This is a genomic window from Collinsella sp. AM09-41 (assembly GCF_003473245.1).
Lineage (GTDB): Bacteria > Actinomycetota > Coriobacteriia > Coriobacteriales > Coriobacteriaceae > Collinsella.
In genome coordinates this window covers 95,869-118,560 of the sequence record NZ_QRMJ01000005.1, presented here as the reverse complement: position 1 = coordinate 118,560, position 22,692 = coordinate 95,869, and the positions used below count along the sequence as shown (strand labels likewise).

20 protein-coding genes and 1 riboswitch are annotated in these 22,692 nt (G+C 56.8%); of the genes, 5 read left to right on the top strand and 15 right to left on the bottom strand.

The annotated features are described in order from the left end of the window. Positions 1-28: 28 nt before the first annotated feature. From DW112_RS07350 to DW112_RS07335, 4 genes are all read right to left on the bottom strand, one after another. Complete coding sequence (locus tag DW112_RS07350; RefSeq protein WP_118328651.1) at positions 29-451, bottom strand: XRE family transcriptional regulator; 423 nt, start codon at positions 449-451, stop codon at positions 29-31. Positions 452-558: 107 nt separating this feature from the next. After that, positions 559-927, bottom strand: a complete 369-nt coding sequence (locus tag DW112_RS07345; protein WP_233545887.1) for an FxLYD domain-containing protein — start codon at positions 925-927, stop codon at positions 559-561. Positions 928-1,090: 163 nt separating this feature from the next. Further along, positions 1,091-1,414 (bottom strand): hypothetical protein, encoded by a 324-nt coding sequence (locus tag DW112_RS07340; protein ID WP_147351840.1) that lies wholly within the window; start codon positions 1,412-1,414, stop codon positions 1,091-1,093. Between the two features lie 2 nt (positions 1,415-1,416). Next, complete coding sequence (locus DW112_RS07335) at positions 1,417-2,604, bottom strand: N-acetyldiaminopimelate deacetylase (protein WP_117637492.1); 1,188 nt, start codon at positions 2,602-2,604, stop codon at positions 1,417-1,419. A 145-nt stretch (positions 2,605-2,749) separates the two neighbouring features. Next, positions 2,750-2,918: riboswitch (Lysine riboswitch) on the top strand. Between the two features lie 65 nt (positions 2,919-2,983). Between DW112_RS07335 and dapA the strand changes: the two genes are divergently transcribed. The 3 genes from dapA to dapD are packed head-to-tail and all read left to right on the top strand — an operon-like array spanning position 2,984 to position 6,785. After that, complete coding sequence (gene dapA / locus DW112_RS10090; RefSeq protein WP_118328650.1) at positions 2,984-5,293, top strand: 4-hydroxy-tetrahydrodipicolinate synthase; 2,310 nt, start codon at positions 2,984-2,986, stop codon at positions 5,291-5,293. Next, on the top strand, positions 5,286-6,026 hold the full coding sequence (dapB, locus tag DW112_RS07325) for a 4-hydroxy-tetrahydrodipicolinate reductase (protein ID WP_233545886.1): 741 nt from the start codon (positions 5,286-5,288) through the stop codon (positions 6,024-6,026). The genes dapA and dapB overlap by 8 nt, the downstream gene beginning before the upstream one ends. Before the next feature lie 39 nt (positions 6,027-6,065). Next, a complete protein-coding gene (gene dapD, locus DW112_RS07320; protein WP_118066067.1) occupies positions 6,066-6,785 on the top strand; it encodes a 2,3,4,5-tetrahydropyridine-2,6-dicarboxylate N-acetyltransferase in 720 nt (239 codons plus the stop codon). Between the two features lie 78 nt (positions 6,786-6,863). Here dapD and DW112_RS07315 read toward each other — a convergent pair whose 3' ends face one another. The 10 genes from DW112_RS07315 to DW112_RS07270 form a co-directional block, all read right to left on the bottom strand. Continuing rightward, positions 6,864-7,868: a nucleoid-associated protein gene (locus tag DW112_RS07315; protein ID WP_022094136.1), complete on the bottom strand. Its 1,005-nt coding sequence runs from the start codon at positions 7,866-7,868 to the stop codon at positions 6,864-6,866. A 110-nt stretch (positions 7,869-7,978) separates the two neighbouring features. Further along, positions 7,979-9,139, bottom strand: coding sequence for an Mbeg1-like protein (locus DW112_RS07310; RefSeq protein ID WP_117633805.1), 1,161 nt, complete (start codon positions 9,137-9,139; stop codon positions 7,979-7,981). A 132-nt stretch (positions 9,140-9,271) separates the two neighbouring features. Continuing rightward, positions 9,272-10,222 (bottom strand): L-lactate dehydrogenase, encoded by a 951-nt coding sequence (locus DW112_RS07305; protein ID WP_006234343.1) that lies wholly within the window; start codon positions 10,220-10,222, stop codon positions 9,272-9,274. A 201-nt stretch (positions 10,223-10,423) separates the two neighbouring features. Continuing rightward, the gene (locus tag DW112_RS07300; protein ID WP_118328649.1) at positions 10,424-11,587 is read right to left on the bottom strand and encodes a pyridoxal phosphate-dependent aminotransferase; all 1,164 of its coding nucleotides are present in this window, start codon (positions 11,585-11,587) and stop codon (positions 10,424-10,426) included. Between the two features lie 117 nt (positions 11,588-11,704). Then, the gene (locus tag DW112_RS07295) at positions 11,705-13,705 is read right to left on the bottom strand and encodes an NAD(+) synthase (protein ID WP_117800373.1); all 2,001 of its coding nucleotides are present in this window, start codon (positions 13,703-13,705) and stop codon (positions 11,705-11,707) included. Between the two features lie 312 nt (positions 13,706-14,017). After that, a complete protein-coding gene (locus DW112_RS07290) occupies positions 14,018-15,442 on the bottom strand; it encodes a radical SAM protein (protein ID WP_118328648.1) in 1,425 nt (474 codons plus the stop codon). Positions 15,443-15,499: 57 nt separating this feature from the next. After that, the gene (locus DW112_RS07285; protein WP_147345491.1) at positions 15,500-16,339 is read right to left on the bottom strand and encodes a hypothetical protein; all 840 of its coding nucleotides are present in this window, start codon (positions 16,337-16,339) and stop codon (positions 15,500-15,502) included. A 7-nt stretch (positions 16,340-16,346) separates the two neighbouring features. Beyond that, a complete protein-coding gene (locus tag DW112_RS07280) occupies positions 16,347-17,531 on the bottom strand; it encodes an MFS transporter (protein WP_118270135.1) in 1,185 nt (394 codons plus the stop codon). Beyond that, on the bottom strand, positions 17,509-17,790 hold the full coding sequence (locus DW112_RS07275; protein ID WP_055251466.1) for a DUF2087 domain-containing protein: 282 nt from the start codon (positions 17,788-17,790) through the stop codon (positions 17,509-17,511). Before DW112_RS07275 ends, DW112_RS07280 begins: the two co-directional genes overlap by 23 nt. Positions 17,791-17,890: 100 nt before the next feature. Beyond that, a complete protein-coding gene (locus tag DW112_RS07270; RefSeq protein ID WP_233545885.1) occupies positions 17,891-18,112 on the bottom strand; it encodes a hypothetical protein in 222 nt (73 codons plus the stop codon). A 171-nt stretch (positions 18,113-18,283) separates the two neighbouring features. Between DW112_RS07270 and DW112_RS07265 the strand changes: the two genes are divergently transcribed. After that, on the top strand, positions 18,284-19,237 hold the full coding sequence (locus DW112_RS07265) for a hypothetical protein (RefSeq protein WP_118270136.1): 954 nt from the start codon (positions 18,284-18,286) through the stop codon (positions 19,235-19,237). A 136-nt stretch (positions 19,238-19,373) separates the two neighbouring features. Continuing rightward, complete coding sequence (locus DW112_RS07260) at positions 19,374-20,675, top strand: hypothetical protein (RefSeq protein ID WP_118270137.1); 1,302 nt, start codon at positions 19,374-19,376, stop codon at positions 20,673-20,675. 214 nt (positions 20,676-20,889) lie between these two features. Here the strand turns inward: DW112_RS07260 and ettA are convergent, their stop codons facing one another. Beyond that, on the bottom strand, positions 20,890-22,569 hold the full coding sequence (gene ettA / locus DW112_RS07255; RefSeq protein WP_055251458.1) for an energy-dependent translational throttle protein EttA: 1,680 nt from the start codon (positions 22,567-22,569) through the stop codon (positions 20,890-20,892). Positions 22,570-22,692: the final 123 nt, after the last annotated feature.

Here is a 22,692-nt window from a genome sequence, read left to right as displayed (position 1 = left end):
GCAGCTCCGCCGGCTCAGATATCAGCCGCTAACTCACCGTCTCCTCGCCAAAGCGATACAGCTCCTCGTTGACCTTTTGGAGGCTACACCCGCGATCGATGCAAAAGATGATAATCGCATCACGGCGATCCTTGCAGTTAAGGACGCTTACCCCGGCAGCCGTCAGCGCACGGTTGGTCTCTTTGAGCGTCAGCGCCATCGCAAAGGCAATCTGCAGCACCTTATTGCGACTCGGGTGACGCGCACCAGTAAAGATCTGATAGCCAAAGGTCTCATTGAGATCGGCCATACGAACCACGCGCGAACGCTCCAAGCCCTTTTCCTGCAGCAGCTGCTTCAGATAGTCCGAAAGCGACGGGGCGGCAAAGTCGTGCTCCCTGATATAGCCATCGATGTTCGGCGCATCGAGAAGCTCGTTGAGCAACTCCTCGGCCAGCTTTTTATCGGGCATACGACTTCACCTCCCCCAGTGCATGCAACATGCTAGAAACCGCTTACGTCCGAACGCTCCCAGCTAGCAACCTGGTCGGGAGACACCGTACCCAGCGCCTCGAACTTCTAGGAGCCGCCCGCCTTCAGATGATTGGTGTTTGCAAGAGCCGTTCCAACCTGGTTGCCATCGGCATCATACAGAACATACTCAATCTGAATGTAGCTCTTTTCCTTGTCCGTGTTATTGGTCAGCGTGCCCGTGATCTTATAGGTAAACTGATTGGAAGTGTCTTCAGCCTCGTCAGCAATGGTATACGGTTCTTGCGGTTCTTTTTGCTCCTCAGCCTGCTGTGTCATCTCGGCAGGTTTTGCCGAATCGCTCGCAGACGAATCGGTTGAGTTGCCGCCCATAGAGCCCGCGGCACCGACGATAACCAGCACCACGATGATGCCTAGGACAATCTTGCCGATCGGCTTCTTTCCCTCTTTTGCCATTATTCATCCTTCCTACGATCCGGCTACCGTGCCGGCACACAGCACATCGTAGGAAGGATTGAACTTGAATTCATTAGCTGAGAGCTAAGGTTGCGGTAAACGGCCAATGCAGTTGTCCAAGCGCCGAGCAAACGCACTTTGCGCGACCGTCTGCCAGTGGTGATCAACCCACCGTGACGGATTCCCCGGTAAAGGCACTGATCATCAACAGGACAAAGAAAACAAGGTAGCTGACACTCAGCAGGTACGCAATGATTAGAAAGATGACCCAGCCGACATTGGTTTTACCGTCGGCACGGCGTCGCTCGCGATTGCGGCAGAGCCAAATCGTCACGCCGATGGCAGTGATAAACAGTACGAGTGCCGCCGCAGCCAGCCCAGCAAGCGCAAACATCACGCCAATGCTCACAGCAATAACCGGGAGCAGCAGCAAGCCGCACCCACACCCACCAGGACTATACACGGCAGACTGTCGGCGTCGCTCCATCGTCACTCCAAGCCAAGCAATCGTTTGTAGACGTCGAGGCCTTTGAGTAGGATTTCCTCGTCAAAGAGCATGGTATCAGTGTGAAGGGCGCTCGTGGCATAGGCGGGACAGCCATCCGAATCGATCGGATTATCTTGTCCCTCCGGCACGCCCGTACCCAGGAGGAAGAACACACCTGGCAGATGGCGCTGATAGAAAGCGAAGTCCTCGGCAATCAGCAAAGGCTCATCCACGAGTTGCAGCTCGGACAAGACAGGCGCAATGTGGGCGAACAGCACGGGGTCGTTATCGACCGGCGGATAGCCCTCGGCAAAGTCGAGGTCGTACGTACAGCCTGTTGCGGCGCAGGCCTCGTCCAACACGCGGCGCACGCCCTCACGCGCACGGTCGAACATGTCGTCCGTAAACACACGTAGGCTGCCGGCAACATGGGCCTCCCCCGCCACCGCATTGCAGACGGTGCCGGCCTGCAGCAGGCCGAACTTACCAATGCAGGGCTCGTCGACACCCAACTCGTCCATGAGCTCGCGCTCGGAAACCAAGAACTTGGCAGCCGCCAGCGCCGCATCGTGCGACTCCTCGACCGGAACGCCATAGGTCTTAGCGATATGGATGCTCGTGCCATGGATATGAATGTGTGTCTCACTCGAACGCGCCAGCAACGGACCGGAGCAGCTCGCCAACGTGCCGGCGGGCAGATCGGGCCACACGTGGAAGCCGAAGATGCGATCCACCCCGTAGCGCTCGAACACGCCGCTCTCGCACACCGTCTTGGCACCACCAGTCGTCTCCTCGGCCGGCTGAAACACAAAGAGCACATTGCGCTTAATGGCGCCCGGCTGCTCACGGATCGTACGGTCGACAAAGGTTGCCGCCGAAAGCGCCATGGCCATGTGTCCATCGTGCCCGCAAGCATGCATCTTGCCGGGATGGGTCGAAGCGAACGCTGCCCCCGTTGCCTCGGCAATGGGCAGCGCATCCATATCGGCGCGAATCGCCGTGGCATGCGCGGCGCCAACGCCAGCGTCGAAGAAAGCGCAGACGCAGCCGGGGCACGGATGGGTCACCTCGCAGGTGAGCGGTGCCAACACGCCCTCGATATAGGCGATCGTCTGCGGAAGATCGAAGTCGAGCTCCGGGATCCTGTGCAAGTCGCGGCGGTAGCGACGGAGTTCTTGGAGCTCGGCCATATTGGTTCCTTTCGTAGGTGCGCGTCGGCTGCTATCTATTGTGCCGCAAGATTGCTACACCCTTATTTCCAGCATATCCCTGCATTTTTTAAACGTTATATACGAATACTCTTGTTTGGTAAAGTGCAACGTGGTAGGGTCGTTACCACTTGATAGAGGCGCGGGCACGAAGAACCGCGGGTGAGCCGGCAGGCTTTGACCCCGTGGGGAGGCGAAACCCGCCGAACTGGGCTTTTCGGGCACGAACAACCTGGTGGGCCTGCGGGAAACACCCGCAGGACTGTCTGCAGCAATGCGGGAGCGCTATCCGGACATTGGGTCCACGCTATGCGGATTCGATGCGCAGATGGCGCCGTCTGGATAGCGAGGTTTACGGGACATGGCATTAACCCCCAACGAGGCATATGCGGCCAAGCAGCCGTTTGTGGACAAGAAGACGCTCGAGCATATCGTCGAGCAGTTCCCCACGCCATTTCATCTATATGACGAGGCGGGCATCCGACGCAACATGCAAGAGGTGCGCGACGCCTTCGCATGGAACCCGGGCTTTAAGGAATACTTTGCCGTCAAGGCCAATCCCAACCCGGCGCTCATCTCCATTCTCAACGAATACGGCTGCGGCTGCGATTGCTCGAGCTATACCGAGCTCATGATCGCCCGCTCGCTGGGTATCACGGGACACGACATCATGTTCTCATCCAACGACACGCCGGCAGCGGACTTTGAGCTCGCCGACAAGCTGGGCGCCATCGTCAACTTTGACGACATCAGCCACATCGAGTTCTTTGAGCGCGTCGCAGGCCCCATCCCCAAGACGGTCAGCTGCCGCTTTAATCCGGGCGGTCTGTTCCAGCTCTCCAACGGCATCATGGACAACCCCGGCGACTCCAAATACGGCATGACCACCGAGCAGCTCTTCGAGGCCTTTCGCACGCTCAAGGCCAAGGGCGCCGAAAACTTTGGCATCCACGCATTCCTTGCCAGCAACACCGTCACCAACGACTACTACCCCAAGCTCGCGCGCATCCTCTTTGAGCTTGCCGTGCGCCTGGAGCGCGAGACCGGCGCACACGTCGCCTTTATCAATCTGTCCGGCGGCGTCGGCATCCCCTACCTGCCCGAGCAGCAGGCCAACGATATCCATGCCATCGGCGAAGGAGTGCATGCGGCCTACGACGAGATTCTGGTTCCCGCCGGCATGGGCGATGTGGCAATCTGCACCGAGATGGGCCGCTTTATGATGGGCCCCTACGGCTGCCTGGTCACCAAGGCCATCCACGAGAAGCAAATCTACAAGGACTATATCGGTGTCGACGCAAGCGCCGTCGATCTGATCCGCCCTGCCATGTATGGCGCCTACCACCACATTACGGTGATGGGCCAGCCGGGTGGCTCCGACAAGACCGCGGCGCCTGTCACAAACACGTACGACATTACGGGCAATCTGTGCGAGAACAACGACAAGTTCGCCATCGACCGCGAGCTACCGCGGGTCGACATGGGTGATGTGCTCGTGATCCACGATACCGGCGCGCATGGTTACTCCATGGGCTACAACTACAACGGCCGTCTGCGCTCCGCCGAGGTGCTGCTGCGCCCCGACGGCTCGGCCGACCTTATCCGCCGCGCCGAGCGCCCGGGCGATTATTTTGCCACGCTCGACGTGTTGCCGAGCGGCCGAGAGCTGCTGGCCAAGTCGCGCGCCGAAAGCGCTCGTCGTCGCGCTCAGGACGAGCGCCTGGCCGTCGCCGTCCAATGGAACAAACGCATCCAGATCGCGGAAGCGAAGGAGAAGAACATGGATATCCGCAACCTCGAGGGCTCGATCGTCGCCCTTGTTACGCCGTTTAAAAAGGACGGCAGCGTCGACTTTGACGCACTCGAGCGCCTTATCGATTTCCACCTGCAAAATGGCACCGACGCCATCCTCACCCTGGGCACCACCGGCGAGAGCGCCACGATGACCGATGACGAGGACAACTCCGTCGTCGCCGCCGTGGTCAAGCAGGTTGCAGGCCGCGTCCCCGTCATCGCCGGCTCGGGCTCCAACTCCACGCAAACCATGCTCACCAAGTCGCTCACCTATCAGGGCCTGGGCGCCGACGGCCTGCTGCTCATTACCCCCTACTACAACAAGTCTAATGAAGAGGGCATCTACCAGCACTTTAAGACCGTTGCCGATGCCGTAGATATCCCCTGCATCCTGTACAACATCCCCGGCCGCTGCGGCTGCGGCATCAGCGAGCGCAACGTAGAGCGCTTGGCCGCGCACCCCAACATCATGGGTATTAAGGAAGCCTCGGGCAACGTCGCCTACGCGGCCAAGATCGCCCACCTGCTGTCCGACGACTTCCGTATGTACTCGGGCGAAGACACGCTCACCGTGCCGCTCATGAGCCTGGGCGCCTCGGGCACCATCAGCGTGTGGGCCGATGTTCAGCCGCAGCTCGTGCACGACATGTGCCGCGCCTATCTGGACGGCGACGTGGAGCGCGCCCGCGATATCCAAATTGCCGGCCAGCCGCTCATCAATGCCCTCTTTAGCGAGGTCAACCCCATCCCCGTCAAGGAGGCACTCGCCCAGATGGGCATGATCGAAGCCAACTACCGCATGCCGCTGTGCCCCATGGCCGATAACACGCGCGCCGCACTTACCGATGCTCTGAAGGGAGCTGGTCTGCTTGATTAAGACCGTCATTATGGGAACGGGCCGCATGGGCTCGCTCATCCACACTACCGCCGAGGGCATTGTCAACGCCGCTGGAGAGCCCGTTTTTGATATCGTGGCCCAGATCGGTTTTGACCTGTCCGAGCTCGAGAGCACCCCGGCAGCCGACGTCATCATCGACTTCTCGAACGTCGTGACCTTCGATGCCGTCGTCGCCTATGTCGAGCGCACGGGCGCGGCGTTAGTCTCGGGCACCACAGGCTACACCCCCGAGCAGATGGACCGCCTGCGTGAGCTGGGCCAGAACGCCCGCGTTATGCACTCGGGCAATTACTCCATCGGCATCGCAGCCCTGCGTCATCTGGTAGCACAGGCCACGCGCGAGCTGCCCGGCTTTGACTGCGAAATCGTCGAGACGCACCATAACCAAAAAGTCGATGCCCCCAGCGGCACCGCAAAGCTGCTGCTCGACGCCGTCGTCGAAGCCGAGCCCGAGGCAGGCTACCACCCCGTCTATGGCCGCGAGGGCATGTGCGGAGCGCGCGACCCCAAGGAAATCGGCATGCACTCGCTGCGCGGCGGCACCGTAGCCGGTGTGCACGAGGTGGGTTTCTTTGGCCAGGACGAGGAAGTCACGCTCACCCACCGCGCCACGAGCCGTCAGATCTTTGTCAACGGCGCCCTGGCAGCCGCGCAGAAGCTCGTCGCCCGTGAACCCGGCTTCTATACGTTCGACCAGGTCATGTTTGCCTAACCAGGTATCAACCGAATCCGCCCAAAGGAGAGATAGCAAATGAGCAACGCAGCCGAGATGGATGCACAGGAGATTATCGACTACATCGCCACCGCGCCCAAGAAAACGCCCGTCAAACTGTACGTGCGCGAAAAGCCGGGCATGAAGGTCCAGTGGGGCAATGCGCACGTCTACGGCGGTCGTCGTGGCAAGACCGTCTTTGGTGACTGGGATGAGCTCAAGGTCATCCTCGATGCCAATGCCGACTCCATCGACTACTACGACGTCGAGAATGACTGCCGCAACTCCGCCGTCCCCATGCTCGACCTTAAGGGCATCAATGCCCGCATCGAGCCGGGCGCAATCATCCGCGACCGCGTCGAGATCGGCGACCGCGCCGTCATCATGATGGGCACCATCATCAACATCGGCTCCGTTATCGGCGAGGGCTCTATGATTGATATGGGCGCCGTCCTGGGCGGCCGCGCAACCGTGGGCAAGAACTGCCATATCGGCGCCGGCACCGTACTGGCAGGCGTCGTTGAGCCTGCGAGCGCCACGCCCGTCATCATCGAAGATGATGTCATGATTGGCGCCAACGCCGTGGTCCTGGAGGGCGTGCGCGTGGGCAAGGGTGCTGTCGTTGCCGCCGGCGCCGTATGCGTCGAGGACGTCCCCGCCGGCGCCGTCGTGGCCGGTGTCCCCGCCCGCGTCATCAAGATGCGCGATGAGAAAACCGACAGCAAGACCGGCCTCGAAGAGGGACTACGTCAGCTTTAATAGTTACGCGGTTTTACCAAGAAGGCCGAAGCCCCAAAGGGCTTTGGCCTTTTCGTTACGGTCAATCTACTCGAGCCGCTATCGATTCTCGATGCTGCCGATATTCTTGAGCTCGATGGAGATGAGGCCGTTGGGTTCGTTGACGAACTCGATGTACTCGGAGTTCGAGCCCATCTCGGCCGGAAAGCTGATCTCGATGCCCGTATCGGTACGAATCTTGTGGTTGCGCACGGCCGCGCGTTCGACCTGCTTGCGCTCCACGGGCACACGCTCAGGCACCTTCTCCTCAGTCAGTGCCGCGCGCACGCTCTCCTTGATAACCGGTTCGTCCTCAAAGACCTCATCGACGATATCCCAGGGCGGCAGCTCCTCGTCATCCTCGACTTTCTCGGCGACGGCAGCCTTAACCTTGGCGAGCGCCACGGCCGTATTGGCACCGTGCTCCTCGGCGACTTCCTCGACCACACGCGTCACGGTGTCGATGACCTCCTTGCCTGATACGCCCGTGTCGCACTGCAGCAGGCCATCGGGGATAAGCATACGGTCCTCACCGGCAATCTTGCGCTTCTTGTCCACGTAACCGATCTCCATGGTGCTCGCACGCACGATGGCATAGCTCGGCACCTTTTGCGAGGGGTTCGGCAGAATGGCGTAGTGGCGCGCGATGTCGTTGCGCACCTCTCCCTCCTCGCGGCCCACTTCGTGCATAAAAGCCTGCTTGGAGCCCAGCAGCATCACGGCAAACCAGCGGGCATCCTCATCGTCGTCAAAATCGGCCACGAGCACGTCGGTGGACTCGGCTTTCTCGGCTTTGGTGAGCTCGGAGGAGATAAACTCCGCAATCTGCTGCGACAGGTCCACGAACTCGCGCTCGCCAAAGAAATAGCCCTTGAGCTCGCCGCCAAACGCAGAGTTCTCGGCAAACGTGGCGCGTTTATTGTCGGCCGAGGTACGTGCGCGGCGCAGATGCGTGGTCACGAAGTTGCGCACGGTACGACTCTCGATATCGAGCTCGCGCTGGCTCATAACGTTGACGGCAGAGTCAAAGTCCAGGATATGCAGAATCGCGTGATTGATTTTCATATACGGCATTCCGTTCTAGATCGATTTCGGCACGAACCAGTATAGCGGTCGAGCCCTCCCGAGCGCATCGAAGATTGGTGCATCGGGGACAGGTTGCTTTGCACCAATGGCTAGCGCAGAAGCTCGGACTGCCAAGCCTCGAGCTGTTCTGCCAGACTCTTACCGGCAGTGGACATGTCGATCTGGGGTCGTTTGGGCAGCAGCGCGCATTTAAGGATTGCCACGATGGTCTGCGAGACAAAGCGTCGCGTATCCTTGTCGAAACCTTGCGCAGCCTGGAGCATCACGGGCAGGCTCTCGCGCAGATTCCCAGCGATATCCGCAAACCGCTCAGCACCCGTAGCCTCAAACACGGAGAACAATGCATCTACAAAACGCTCGCGCTCGGCAGGCCCCACTGCAAGCAGCATCTCGCGAATGGAGCCATCAACGTATCGAGCACCGGCGGACAGGCGCTCACAGTACACGAAGTCGCGACCATCAACCACCCAGCTAAAGGGATTGTGCTGCAGCAGGCTGAACTCGGTGCTCTCAACGATGGCATAGTCCTCCTGTGTCTCGAACATCATGCCAAAGATCGACGACCGAGGTAGCGTCTTATCGATGCGGCCGGAAAGATCGGCAAAGGCGTTGCCGTTCAGGAACTCCTCGACGAAGCCAGGACCATCATGGGAATACACCCGTTCGATTCGCTCACGGGCGACATCGGAGCACATCGCCGCACCGTACACCGCAAGGTTTCCACCCTTGGAATGACCTCCGCACAAAAGCGGCCCGTCAATCGCGTCCGCCGCCTCGTCTACATAACGCGCCGCGGATTCCTGGGCCGGCACAGGACACCGGAACGCCATGTTAAAGTCCTCTTTCCAGCCCACAATCGTACTGTCGGTCCCCCGGAAGGAAAGATAGCTAAACCCCGCCGGAAACCGGAACGCCATGGCTGCAAACTGCTCTGTCGCTACCACATCGCTCACGGCACGATAACCGCAAACGTGCACGCCACGGTAGCGAGGGCTTGCTGCCACGGCCTCCAACAAGGCCCTGCTCCCCTCCGGATCCCACAGGTCGCCAATCATGTCCCGGTAGCACTCGGCACGCAGCAGCTCGCGTACGTCTAGGCCCTGCCAGTTCGTCAGCTCCGCCATATCACCCGGCAAACGCAAATAGGACAGCCACGCAAAGACCAGGCTATCCACCGCACAGAACGGCTGCTCCTCAAACGAATCAAACGTCGTCTGGGCATAGGTCAAAAAATTAGAGGAATCCGACATGGCCCTCCCATCAACTATGGTGCATTGGGGTCAGGTTACTTTGCATCAAAAAGGCGCCCGGGCCGCGTGGACCCGGACGCCTTCATTGTAGCTTTTCGCTCTAGCGAGCTTGATTTAGCAGGAGAAGTCGATTTAGCAGGAGAAGTCGACGCTGTCGATGATGTCCTTGAGGGCCTTTGCAGAGGCGGTGAGCTCATGCTGCTCGTCATCGTTCAGCGGCACGGGGACGCGGCAGACAACGCCGTCGCGGCCAACGACGGTCGGCATGGAGATGGCAAGATCGGACAGGCCATACTCGCCCACCATGAGCGAGGAGACGGGCAGAACGGTCTGCTCGTCACGCATGACGGCGGTGCAGATGCGCTTGACGGCCATGGCGACGCCATAGTAGGTGGCGTGCTTCTTCTCGATGATGGTGTAGGCGGAGTTCTTGACGTCCTCGGCGATGCGCTTCTCGGCAGCCTCATGCTCCAGATGACCGTGAAGCTCGCAGAAGGTGTTCAGCGGAACGCCGGCAACCTGGGCGCTGGACCAAGCAACGAACTCGGAGTCGCCGTGCTCACCCATGACATAGGCCTGGACATCGCGCGGGTCGACCTCAACGTGGGCACCAAGCATCTGCTGCAGACGACCGGTGTCGAGCACGGTACCGGAGCCGATGACATGGCCCTCGGGCAGGCCGGACATCTTGATGGCGGCATAGGTCAGAACATCGACCGGGTTGGAGACGATGAGCAGAATGCCGTCGAAGCCGGACTTCTTAATCTCGGGGATAATGGACTTAAAGATGTTGACGTTCTTGTTGACCAGGTCCAAGCGGGTCTCACCGGGCTTCTGGGCAGCGCCAGCGGTGACGACGATCATGGCGGCGTCGGCGACATCGGAATAATCGCCGGCGTAGATCTTCATCGGCTCGGCAAACGTCATGCCGTGCGCGATATCCAGAGCCTCACCCTCGGCGCGGTTCTTGTCCACGTCGATGAGGACCATCTCGGAGAACAGACCGCTCTGCATCAGCGCGAACGCCGAAGACGAACCGACGAAACCGCAGCCGACAATAGCGACCTTCTTCTCGTTAACCATTAGAAACTCCCATCTCTCTCCACAAGCAAGCCGCCCGGGAACGACCCGAGCGGCTTGCCGTAATCCCAATACATCCAATCGGGACTTTGATTATGCTCCTATTCGCAGCCAAAAATCGACCGTTTACCGAAATTGTTTGCAGGATTCGTAAAATAACTGCACGAAATCGGTTTCGAGCTATTGACGAGGCGAAATAGCTTTCTAATACAGGCCCGCCTCGCGAATGGCCTCGACAGCCAAAGCAATCTGATCGGGCGGCAGGACCAGCGCCATGCGCACGTGTCCCTCGCCCGAAGGACCAAAGCTCGCGCCCGGCGTCACCACAACGCCGGCCTTCTCCATAAGCTCCTCGCAAAACGCCATGGAATCGGTGCGACCACCGGGAAGCTTGGCCCACACAAACATAGAGCCATGCGCGTTGGGACGCTCCCAGCCCAAGTTCTCAAGACCGTCGCACAGGGCATCACGGCGCTCCTGGTACTTCAGACGCTGCGCCTCGACCTCATCGCGCGGACCGCTCAAGCAGGCGATAGCAGCCTTCTGGATCGGGAAGAACATACCAAAGTCGATCTGGCCGCGCAGCTTGGCAAAGGCAGAGACCACGTCCTCGCGGCCGACCAAAAAGCCGATACGCGCACCGGTAACGTTAAACGACTTGGAAAGCGAGAAGAACTCCACGCCCACCTCAAGCGTACCAGGATACTGCAAGAAGCTTCCGCCCGGCTCGCCGTCGAACACGATGTCGGAGTACGCGTTGTCATGGACGATGAGCAGGTCGTGCTCGCGGGCGAAAGCGATGATCTCCTCGTAGACCTCGGGCGTGCCCACCGAGCCAACCGGGTTCGCGGGCAACGACACGATCATATACTTGGCACGATCGGCCACCTCGGGATCGATGCCCGCCACATAGGGCAGGTAATTATGCTCGGCGACCAACGGATAGTACTCGAGCTTGGCATCGGCAATCTTGGCGCCCGCCTCAAAGACCGGGTAGCACGGATCGGGAACCAAAATGGTGTCACCCGGATCGAGCAGGGCCAGGCCCAAATGGCCCACGCCCTCCTGCGTGCCGTTGCACGACTGCACCATAGACGGCGTAATGCCCGAAACGCCAAAGCGGCGCTCATAGTAATCGCACACGGCTTGCTTGAGTTCGGGCAGGTCGCGCAGGGCATACTTCCACATCTCGGGGTCCTGGGCCGCTTGCGTGAGCGCCTCGACCACGTGGTCGTACGGCTTAAAGTCGGGCGTGCCCACGCTCATGTTGTAAATGGTCTTGCCCTGAGCCTTCAGCGCAAGCAGTTTGTTGTTGAGCGAGGCGAAGACCTCCGCGCCAAAGCGGTCGAGACGCTGCGATGCCTGCATGGTGCCACCTTCCGATATAAAAAAGCGGCGCTCCGACAAGAGCGCCGCGCGATACGGGCCATCAGATTGCAAAAGTGTAACGCTTGCAACCCCCGTATTGGTTCAATTTAGCCAACCTTAGTCAACTGGATTGAGCGCGTCGATCTGCGCAAGCCACAGACGCGAGCTGGCGTCACTCGGCATACGCCAATCGCCGCGCGGGCTGAGCGTCACCGAACCAACCTTGGGGCCATCGGGCAGGCAGCTGCGCTTAAACTGCTGGGCAAAGAAGCGACGATAGAACGTACGCAGCCACGCGTGGACGGTCTTGGCGTCGTAGACACCCTCGAAACTCTTGAGCGCCATGCGGTAGATCTTGCCCGGCTCAAAGCCAAAACGCAGCAAGTAGTAGAGGAAGTAGTCGTGCAACTCGTACGGGCCCACCAAATCCTCAGTCTTCTGCGCAATCTCGCCGTCGCCCGTGGGCGGCAGAAGCTCGGGGGACACCGGCGTGTCGAGGATATCGAGCAAAACCTCGGCAATACGCCCGCCAAAGACATCAGCCGCATAACGCACCAAGTGACGCACGAGTGTCTTGGGCACGCTCGCGTTGACGGCGTACATGCTCATGTGGTCGCCGTTATAGGTAGCCCAGCCGAGTGCCAACTCCGACAGGTCACCCGTGCCGATGACAAAACCGCCAGCCTGGTTGGCCAGATCCATCAGAATCTGCGTACGCTCGCGGGCCTGGCTGTTCTCGTAGGTCACGTCCTGCACGGTCGGATCGTGCTCAATGTCCTTGAAGTGCTGCTCCACAGCCGCGTGGATCGAAACCTCGCGGAAGCTCACGCCCAGGTCGCGCGCGAGCGACTCGGCGTTGGACTTAGTGCGATGCGTCGTGCCAAAGCCGGGCATGGACACGGCAGTGATGCCCGTGCGCGGCAGCCCCAGCGCATCGAAGGCACGCACGGTCACGAGTAGCGCCAGTGTGGAATCGAGGCCGCCGGAAAGGCCGATGACGGCAGCCTTGGTACCCGTATGGGCAAGGCGGGTCTTGAGGCCCGCAGTCTGCAGATTGAGAATAGTCTCGCAACGCTCGGCCAGATCACCGTGGTCGGCCGGCACAAAAGGCGCGCGAGGGAAAACGCGGTCGATATCGCAGGCATCGCGCAGGACAGGCTCTTTGGCCAGCACGCCCTCAAAAGAAAACTCAACGGTCGTGGCCTCCGGCGCATCGTCCGCGCGCGCCCACGTCGTCGAGCGACGGCGCTCGGCAACCAGGCGGTCAAGATCGACATCGGCGATGGCCATATCGCAGGTAAGCAGTTTGGTCGCGGCGAGCTTGGAGCCGTTTTCGTAGACGAGGTTCTCGCCCGCAAAGACCATATCGGTCGTGGACTCACCCTCGCTCGCGTCCGCGTAGGCATAGGCGCAGTACAGGCGTGCACTTTGGTTAGAGATAAGGCTGCGGCGGTAATCCGCTTTGCCGATGATCTCGTCCGAGGCCGACGGGTTGAGAATCACCGTCGCACCGGCAAGCGCCATCTCGGTCGAAGGAGGCGCCGGCACCCACAGGTCCTCGCAGACCTCAACGCCCAGCACCAGGTCCTCGGCGCCCTCATCACAGCAACGGTAGACAAGCCCCGAGCCCAACGGGACCGGACCCTGACCGGCAAATTCAAGCCAAACGGGATCGGTAGGTGCCGGAGCAAACCAACGGCGCTCATAGAACTCGCCATAGTTGGGCAAATACTTCTTGGCCGTGAGGCCCAAAAGCTCGCCCGCGCAGCACACAGCGACGCAGTTGTAGATATTCTCGGCAACCGCAACGGGAAGACCAATGGTAAAGACAATCGGCAGCTCACGAGTCTCGTCGAGGATATGCACCAGAGCAGCCTCGCAGGCATGCAGCAGTGTGCGGTTATGGAACAGATCGGCCGCGGTATAGCCGGTCAGGTTAAGCTCGGGCAGCACCAGCGCGCGAACGCCACGCTCGGCAGCCTCACGCACGGCAGCCAACGCCACCTCGGCATTGCCCTCGACATCGGCCACGCGAATCCGCGGCGACGCCGCCGCCACACGCAAAAAGCCGTCGTTCTTATTAGCCGAAACGCAGCATTGCCTTGTTGATCTGGACACTGGAGGCCCCTTCTACCCTGAGATTCAGTCTAACGGACGTTCACATATCTCTAACTAGCCAAAGCAACCTCCCAGTTTACTGAGACGCCAACCTGTGCTAAGAGCATGTATTCCAAAAATATCTTTAATTAAAAAAGGAGAAATCGATAATCGACTTCTCCTTTAAGCGAGGCAAGTAAATTCCGAAACTAATGGCAGAATTTATCCATGTAGTCCTCAAAGTCGAACACTTCTACCACGACGCCCTCTTCCTGAGACTCTTTCAGTTGCTCCAAGAGATCTTTGTTAATAACGTCCATGCAGAAACCTCCTCTATCTAATCAATTGTAGTATATCTGCTTTCATGCAATTATCAACCAACTTGTTTAATTGCTCCTCGTTTGCCGATAGTCCCTCTTTTTTCAAAATGTCGCGCAGCTCGTTCTTAGTAATCGGCTTTTCAAACAACGAAAGCAAAGCGAACGAATAATCATTAACCGCACACATTCTATGGGTGGCACAACTCAGCAGTACTCTTAACCCCTCTTTTGAGCGTCCGACTTCTTTAACAAACGAACTTTTAACCAATTGAAAACCATTATCGTGCATTACATAATCGGCATCGATATTTGTATTCAGCAATCCATAATGCAACAGTTCTTCTATCGCCCTTGTCAGCTCGAGGTCGCCCTGATCAAGAATAAGAGAAATGCTACAATCGGCCTCCAATAAACGGGCCAACTTAAGGTATACCAACTGGGAAACAGCATAGACATGATGGTATTCAGAATTATAGAAGTAGGCAAATGGCTCAACGAGCACGACAGAGGTCTTGGAATCCAGCCAGATTCGATCAGCTGGATTTAGACTAGTTAGCCGTCGCTTTACTTTGGTCAAATGTCCCTTATACCTGACAGCGTGAATAGAATCTAGGATCCAGGTCACCTCTGAAATATGAAGCCGCTGGGGCAAGTCAATTGTGTCGCTACCGTTTATGACCTCTTGCATATAAAAATCAATATGATGCTCATCAGATAAGGATTTTGCTTCATTTAAAGTTAAACCAGTGCCTGAAACATAATCCACTTCGAGGCGCAAATCCTCATATTGGGACTTCGGCATTACAGAGACACCATACTTATCGGGATGATTCCAAACATCCGACCCCATAACGAGACCAAAATTCGTAAATCCTCTCGTGGAATATGGAACACCACATACCTGTTTTGAATAATTCAAAACATTCTCTGTATAAGCTAAGGTGTTCAGAGCCTCTTCTTTAGTTTCGGTCGGAAAGCCAATCAAAAAAAATAGATGAACAGGAATACCCGCATTGAGACAATCATGGATATTGCGATCAATCCAATCAACTCTCGTGTTCTTCTTCATTAGATCAAGAACTCTTTGGTTGTATGACTCGAGGCCAAACTGAATCTGCCTACATCCACTTTGGTATATCTTATTAAAAACGTCTGTACTTAGGGTTGGAGAGAACCTCGTTTCTCCATGCCAGAAAAACGTTTTTCCCGATGCGTTTATTTCATCCGCGAGTTGCTCCATTCTTTTGCCTTCGAATGTTTCATCCACAAAAGAGAAAACTCTCGTGCCGTATTTTTCATTTAACCGACACATTATTTCAAATACTCTCGATATAGGCATCTTTCGGTAACAACCACCGGTAGCACCGGGAATGGTGCAGAAGGCGCAATGATTAAAACACTGCCTAGAGGAATAAACCGGCAATATTAGCTCAGGCATGAAGTATTTAGAAAGGGCGAAGCCATCGAAATCGGGAACTGTATCGTTGATAAATGTTTACTCAATCCGATGGTTTTTATATATCTTTCCACCTTTAGCATGGCAAAGGTTTGGAACACAGTCGAGGTTGTCATCACCAGAGTCAAGAGCCTCAAGAAGACGTGCAAGCGGCTCTTCGCCGTCATACATCATTATCGAATCAATGTATTCAAAAAAGGGATGCCATTCTTTCATGCAGTCATCTGCTAAACGAGTAATGTAATTGCCGCCCAATGAGACGTGTTTAACAGATGGACATTCTTCTTTAATCAGTTTCGCTAACGTAACTGCAGAAATCAATTGGAAACAGCCGCTCACCGAAATCCCAATAAACTCGATTTTTTCCCTCTGAATTCGCTTAAGAAAGGCAGTTTCATAGAAGGAAATAAACGGATTATGCAAGGTATCCGCAAGCGATTTCATTATTTCTGGTGTCGAATAATAATCATAGGGCAGATCTATGGAGTTGAACGTGTATTTAACTCCATATGAGACGTGATTTATGATATAGAGTGCATTTCTAAAAATGTTTTCAGCATATTGTCTTTCTTTTAGATTAAAGTATCTCTTCGATCTGAAAATATCTTTTGCCTCGTCAACATTAAGTGCCGACTTTTGTATCAACTCGATTGTTAATTGAACATTCGAACTAAACGAATCCTTTGATTCCCGATACCTTTTACAGCACTCTTCGACATGTCTAAAAGATAGGAGGTCATCGTAAAATTCCACGTTTAAGTCAACAATGTCAACTTTGTATTGTTCAACCTCTTGAAGATATGACTTCAAAACAGGCAAGGCAAGATACGGCCCCACTGGACTCCATCCTGGGGGAAATACTAAAAGTGTTTTAGGCATATCAACGTCACATCTTTCGCAAATAATTCAATTGAAACACAACTACCATCATAATTGAAAATACGCCAAGTCCTGTAACGAGAATTGAGAACATCGCGATGCTCGTGAACAGCGAAACAAGAAGTGTTGAAATAACAACAGCAACCGATTGCAAAGACTCCCTAATTGAAAACAGGCTTATCGATTCAGATCCGTCTCTCGCCAAATCCTGCAGCGATGTTATGAGAAGCACATCTTGAATGGCGTTTCCGGCACCGACGATAAAAAGGAAAATAAACGATATCCCAGACGCATAGCGATAGCCAAACGCCAGATACGCACCGAGCGCAAGATACGTCACAAAACAATATGATTTAACGCAATCGGAACCACTGATTAAACGACCATATATTGTATTTCCGAACAACAGTCCGATTGTAAGACTACTCTGAAGGAATCCGTATTGTATCGATGACGAGTCAAATTGCAATTGCGCTATAGCTGGCAAAAGAGAATTCAGAGAGCCGAATGCCACGCCACTAGAAATATCGATTAATAGGAAACCAATTGCCAAGTGCTTCGCGCTAAGATCACTAAATGCAGTCCTGTTTTTTTCATTTTTGCTTATTCCCTCTTTATCATTAACCTCGATAACCGACGGAACATCTCGCAGCAACCAGAACGACGCGGCAAAAGAAAGCGCGTCTAATGCAAGAACAGCCTCCGCCCCAAATTGAGCGACAACAAAACCGCCGGCAACTGGCCCCAGAACCATCATCAAATTCTGCAGGAACCCAAACGAATTATTAATTACGTCGCGATTGATACTATTCGTATTGGCTCTTAACAACGAGTAAAAGCAGGGCATTTCTACCGTTCGGCAAAGCGATACCGCGCACGTAATAGCAAACATACTCCATTTACTATCAACAAAAATATAGCAAACGAATAATCCCACGCGAATTAAGTCTGCCAATCTCATGGCCTGCAGTGTCCCGATACCCATCTTCTGAGGCAGCTGCGCGAGCGCAACTGAAAACAGAGAGGGGGCAAATCTGCAGCAGACCATCAAAGCAGTTGCAGAAACATCGTGAGTTACCTCGTAAATCAGCATTGGCAAAGCAATATTCGCACACCAATTGCCTATTTCGCTTATCCCTCTAGCAATATATAGGACCCGAACCGGACGGCTAGCTCTCAATACCGTGAACATCACGATTAACCTCGTATTTCAGGCCTCGTTCATCCCTTAATAGGAATCCATAATCAACCAAGTACCGCCTCAACACGGCATAATCAGGATAGAGCTGTGACAGCACACGATTAACCTGAAGCTCCGTATAACTTGTATTTAATTCAAAGAAAGAGACGGCCCATAGCAGCATGATTCTTTTATAGCTTTCCTTTTTTGGAATTGAAACCAGCTCGCCATTCTTGAGAAATCGTTTTTTAAAGTCTATTAGCTCATCCATTCACATCCTCCATTTCATACGCATCTAATACTAAAAATGCATACGCTTTAGGTCATCGCATTCAGCTTCTTTATTCGAACTAAACTCGAACTAATCTAAATTATTTGCTCAGACACTCTTCGAAAGCTCCTTTTTCACTCTGAGTAAAATGCCCTTCCCAGTCAGTCCACGAACAGGAAGGCAACTCACAACGAGCGGAGTCGAAACCCTCTGCCGTCGGTCGTTCAAAATGCACGATAACCTTTTCGATATCGCCATCTGTAATCAGGTCAGAATGAATGACCTCGGTTCCATCTTCGAATGTCATATACGGGTACATCACGTAAACCACCTCGCAAATATAAATCCAGTTTAGCATCAAGCTATTGCACCAAAGACAGCAAGCCCCCTTGATGAGTTGATGGTATCTGTTAAATGTCACGCACGATTCACATCTGGTGGGTACCCTGATGGCTACACGAAACGAAGCAGATTTACACCGGGAGGACCCCGTATGACAACCAAGTACACCGACGCGCCGCGTACACGCGTCATGACTCCCGCCGCACTGAACAACGGCGTTCACGAAAACCATTCCATCGGCCAGACCATGGCCATCGCGCCCAAAAAAGGCCTGTTCGACGACATTTCCATTCCCCAGATCATCGCCGGCGCCGCAGCTGCCGCCACGAGCGTGGCGCTTGCTTCAAAGATCGGCATTGCCGGCTCGGTGATTGGTGCCGCTGTGAGCTCAGTCATCACTGTTGTGTCTTCGCAGGTCTATCGCCACTTTATCACCGCCAGCGCCGAAGCAATCAAGGGCACGCATGCCGCTGTCGACTACCCTACCGGCGCCTACGAGCCCGTTGAGCCCAATGTCGAGGAGCACCTAGGTGGCGCCGCAACCACGCAGGAGATGCGCCAGGTTGCGGGACGCGCGACCACGGCGCGCGTCGCTCCCAACAGCCTGCGCGCCAAGGCGGCGGCTGAGCGCAGCCAGACGCAAAAGAAGGTCATCGTCTTCTCGATCGCTATCGCCATCGTCGCGGTCATCGCCTGCGCCGGCGCCATCCTTATCACCACTGCCGGTGAGGGTCTGGGCGAGCATCCCGAGCCAATCCTGTCGTCGCGCACGACCGAGAGCGATGCAAATGGCAACACCCAGTCGCAGGATCAGCAGGCACAGACGGACGATACGCAAGACAGTTCTACCTCTGCCAATTCGTCCTCGAACACCCAAAACCAATCGCAGGGCGTCGATTCCTCTGCGAACAACAGCGGCACGCAATCCGGCACGACTGACTCAAGCCAAACGACTGACGGCTCTCAACCGAGCACGGGCGACCAGGCGAATGGCAATACACCGAGTACGGGATCCACCGACAACAGCAACACCAACAGCTCGAGCGGAACCGCGTCCGGCACGGCATCTGACAGTTCAAGCCAAGGCACGACATCGGGCAACTAGGCACTGCATCCCCAGATAGGCAACCTGTACAACGGGCGCGAACCGACAGCGGTTCGCGCCCGTTTGCCTTGGGCGCCGCCATGGCGAGTGCCATGCGATGGTAAGATGCTTTACATGTGTAAAGAGGAGATTTGCCATGAGCAAGACAATAGTTAGGCCCACGCTATCGCTGGGCAACCACATCTATCTGTATCGCCTGCTGCGCGATGCGATTGGGTGTGGCAAGCAAACGTTTATGACACAGGTCGAGGAGGCGCTCACCGCTGGCGACATGACCGCTTATGACCTGGGCTTCGAATCCACGCGCGAGCTGCTCGAAGAGCTTGACGACTGCATTAAGCTGACCGTCTTTAAGGGCGGTCGCCTGTATGCCACCGTCATCGCCAACGAGGCCTGGGATGCCGCACTTGCCAAGGGCGAGGACAAGCCCAAGACCGCCAAGGGCGCCAAGCAGTCCTACAAAAAGAAAAAGCGCGGTGAGAAGGACCTCAAGGCCGTGCGCCCCAAGCACGTTAAGCGTCCTGAGCCCGAAACCGAGACCGAGGTTGTGCCGGAGCCCGAGCCCGAGACAGAGATCGAAGTCGCTATTGAGGTAACGGCAGAAGCCGAAACCGAAATCGCCGCCACGACCGATCCCGAAGTCATATCCGAGCAGGAAGCCACTGCGGAGCTCAACGAGGCTCCCAAGTCGACAACAGAAGAAGCCGCTAGCCAACCTGAGGCGCCTGCGCTCCAAAACAGCGATGTCTTTGGCGACGAGGCCGAGGACGATCAGCCCGACGAGCCCGACGATCAAGACGCTACTGAGTCGACGCCGGAGCCCGAGACGCCGCGGCCTGCCATCTCGCTTACGGTCGTCTATGACCCTGAAAACGCCAACGCCGGCATCACCACCATGGCGTCCACGCCGGTCGAGACAAAGTCGAGCGTCGAGAATCAGAGCGCTCCGCAAGTCGAGTTCGACACCGCGACCGCAGACGCACCTGCCATCGTCGAACCCGCAGATTCCGCGGCGATGCCGAAAGCGGACACCGAATCAGTACTCGGCGCCGAACCCGCGCCCGTCATCGAGGTGACGCCCGTCAATGAGCAGGCCTTCGCACCGACGATGGTACCGGCCCCCGCACCCGTAGCGCCCGCCATCCCCGAGGACTTCCCCATCGATTTCGCAACCGAGGTCTTCTGCCCCGGTCCATTGCTACACCAGCTGTCGACCTATCTCCCCTACGGCGCCGATACCCTCGGCATCGTCGGCGAGTACTACTGGATCGCCCGCGAGCGCGGTACCATCGAGGCCGCGCGAAACCGCGCAAGCTTCCCCCTGCGCTACACGCAGGCCGGCGAGCGCCACGAGGTTGCCGTGCGCATCCGCCGCAACACCACCGTCGGTCTCGGAGCCACCTGGACCATCGATAAAGTCGAAGAACCCGAGCAGTAACGACAAACGGCTCAAATCCAAATCAGGATTTGAGCCGTTTTTATTTGTTGATGTTGCGTAACCAACAGCGAGCGGGCCGCAAGTGCCCCAGGTTGCCGTGAAAGAGGAGCGACGCGTACTTCGGTACGCGAGCGACGGCTTGAACGGCAAGATGGGGTGCTTGCGACCCGCGCAGCGTCGAGCAGTTACGCGGTTTGGAAAACCGCGTAACGATCTAGTCGCGCGTCAGCTTACGGTGAATACGATGCGGCTGGGCTGCGTCCTCACCCAGGCGCTCGATACGGTTGGCCTGATAGGCCTCAAAGTTGCCCTCGAACCAATACCAGTTGCCCGGATTCTCGTCGGTGCCCTCCCACGCCAGAATGTGCGTGGCGACGCGGTCCAGGAACATACGATCGTGGCTAATGACCACCGAGCAGCCCGGGAACTCGAGCAGCGCCGCCTCGAGCGAGGACAGCGTCTCGACGTCGAGGTCGTTCGTGGGCTCGTCGAGGAGCAGCAGGTTGCCGCCCTGCTTGAGCGTGAGCGCCAGGTTCAGACGGTTGCGCTCGCCACCGGAGAGTACGCCAGCGCGCTTCTGCTGGTCCTGGCCCTTAAAGCCAAAGCTCGCCACGTACGCGCGGCTGGGGACCTCGGTCTCGCCGACCATCATGTGGTCCAGACCATCCGAGACGACCTCCCACAGGTTCTTGTCGGGGTCGATGCCAGAACGGTTCTGATCGACATAGGAGATCTTGACGGTCTCGCCCACCTCGAGCTCGCCCGAAGTCAGCGGCTCCAGGCCCACGATGGTCTTGAAGAGCGTAGTCTTGCCCACACCGTTGGGGCCGATGACGCCCACGATGCCGTTACGCGGCAGGGTGAAAGAAAGGTCGTCGATGAGCACGCGACCGTCGAATTCCTTGTGCAGGTGATGGGCCTCGAGCACCTTGTTACCCAAACGCGGTCCAACGGGAATGCGGATATCGGTCCAGTCGAGCTTCTGGCTTGCGCGGGCCTCGGCCTCCATCTCCTCGTAGCGAGCCAGACGGGCCTTGTTCTTGGCCTGACGAGCCTTGGGCGAGCTGCGCACCCACTCGAGCTCGGCCTCCATGCGCTTGGCGAGCTTGGCATCGCGGTTGCCCTGAGCCTCGATACGCGCGGCCTTGGTCTCCAGATACGTGGAGTAGTTGCCCTTGTAGGGATAGAGGTGACCGCGGTCGACCTCGCAGATCCACTCGGCAACGTTATCCAGGAAGTAGCGATCGTGTGTGACGGCCAGCACTGCACCCTGGTAGTTGTGCAGGAAGTGCTCGAGCCACAGGATCGACTCGGCGTCCAGATGGTTCGTGGGCTCGTCGAGCAGCAGCAGGTCGGGAGCCTCGAGCAGCAGCTTGCACAGGGCCACGCGGCGGCGCTCGCCGCCAGAGAGCACGTTAACCGGCATGTCGGAATCGGGCAGCTGCAGGGCGTCCATGGCCTGGCCGAGCTTGGAATCGATATCCCAGCCATCGGCGGCATCGATCTCGTCCTGAAGCTTGCCCATCTCGGCCATGAGGGCGTCCATGTCGCAGTCCGGGTCGCACATCTCCTCGCCGATCTTGTTGAAGCGATCGACCTTGGCGATCATATCGCCAAACGCCATGCGCACGTTCTCGATGACGGTCTTGTCGTCATCGAGCGGCGGCTCCTGCTGCAGGATGCCCACGGTGTAGCCGGGGGTTAGCCTTGCATCGCCGTTGGAGACCTCCTCGATACCGGCCATGATCTTGAGCAGGGTCGACTTGCCCATGCCGTTGGGGCCCACGACGCCGATCTTGGCACCGGGATAGAAGCTCAGGGTCACGTCGTCAAGAATCACCTTGTCGCCATGGGCCTTACGAGCCTGATACATCTGGTAGATAAACTCCGCCATTTGCCTATTTTATCCTTTCTACCTTCTGTTTCCCTATTCTTGATTCGCTTTAGTGGAAACGAAATGAGGAAACCAGCTCTGAAACTAAACGAAAAAGGGGCATGGTTGCCCACACCCCCTAAT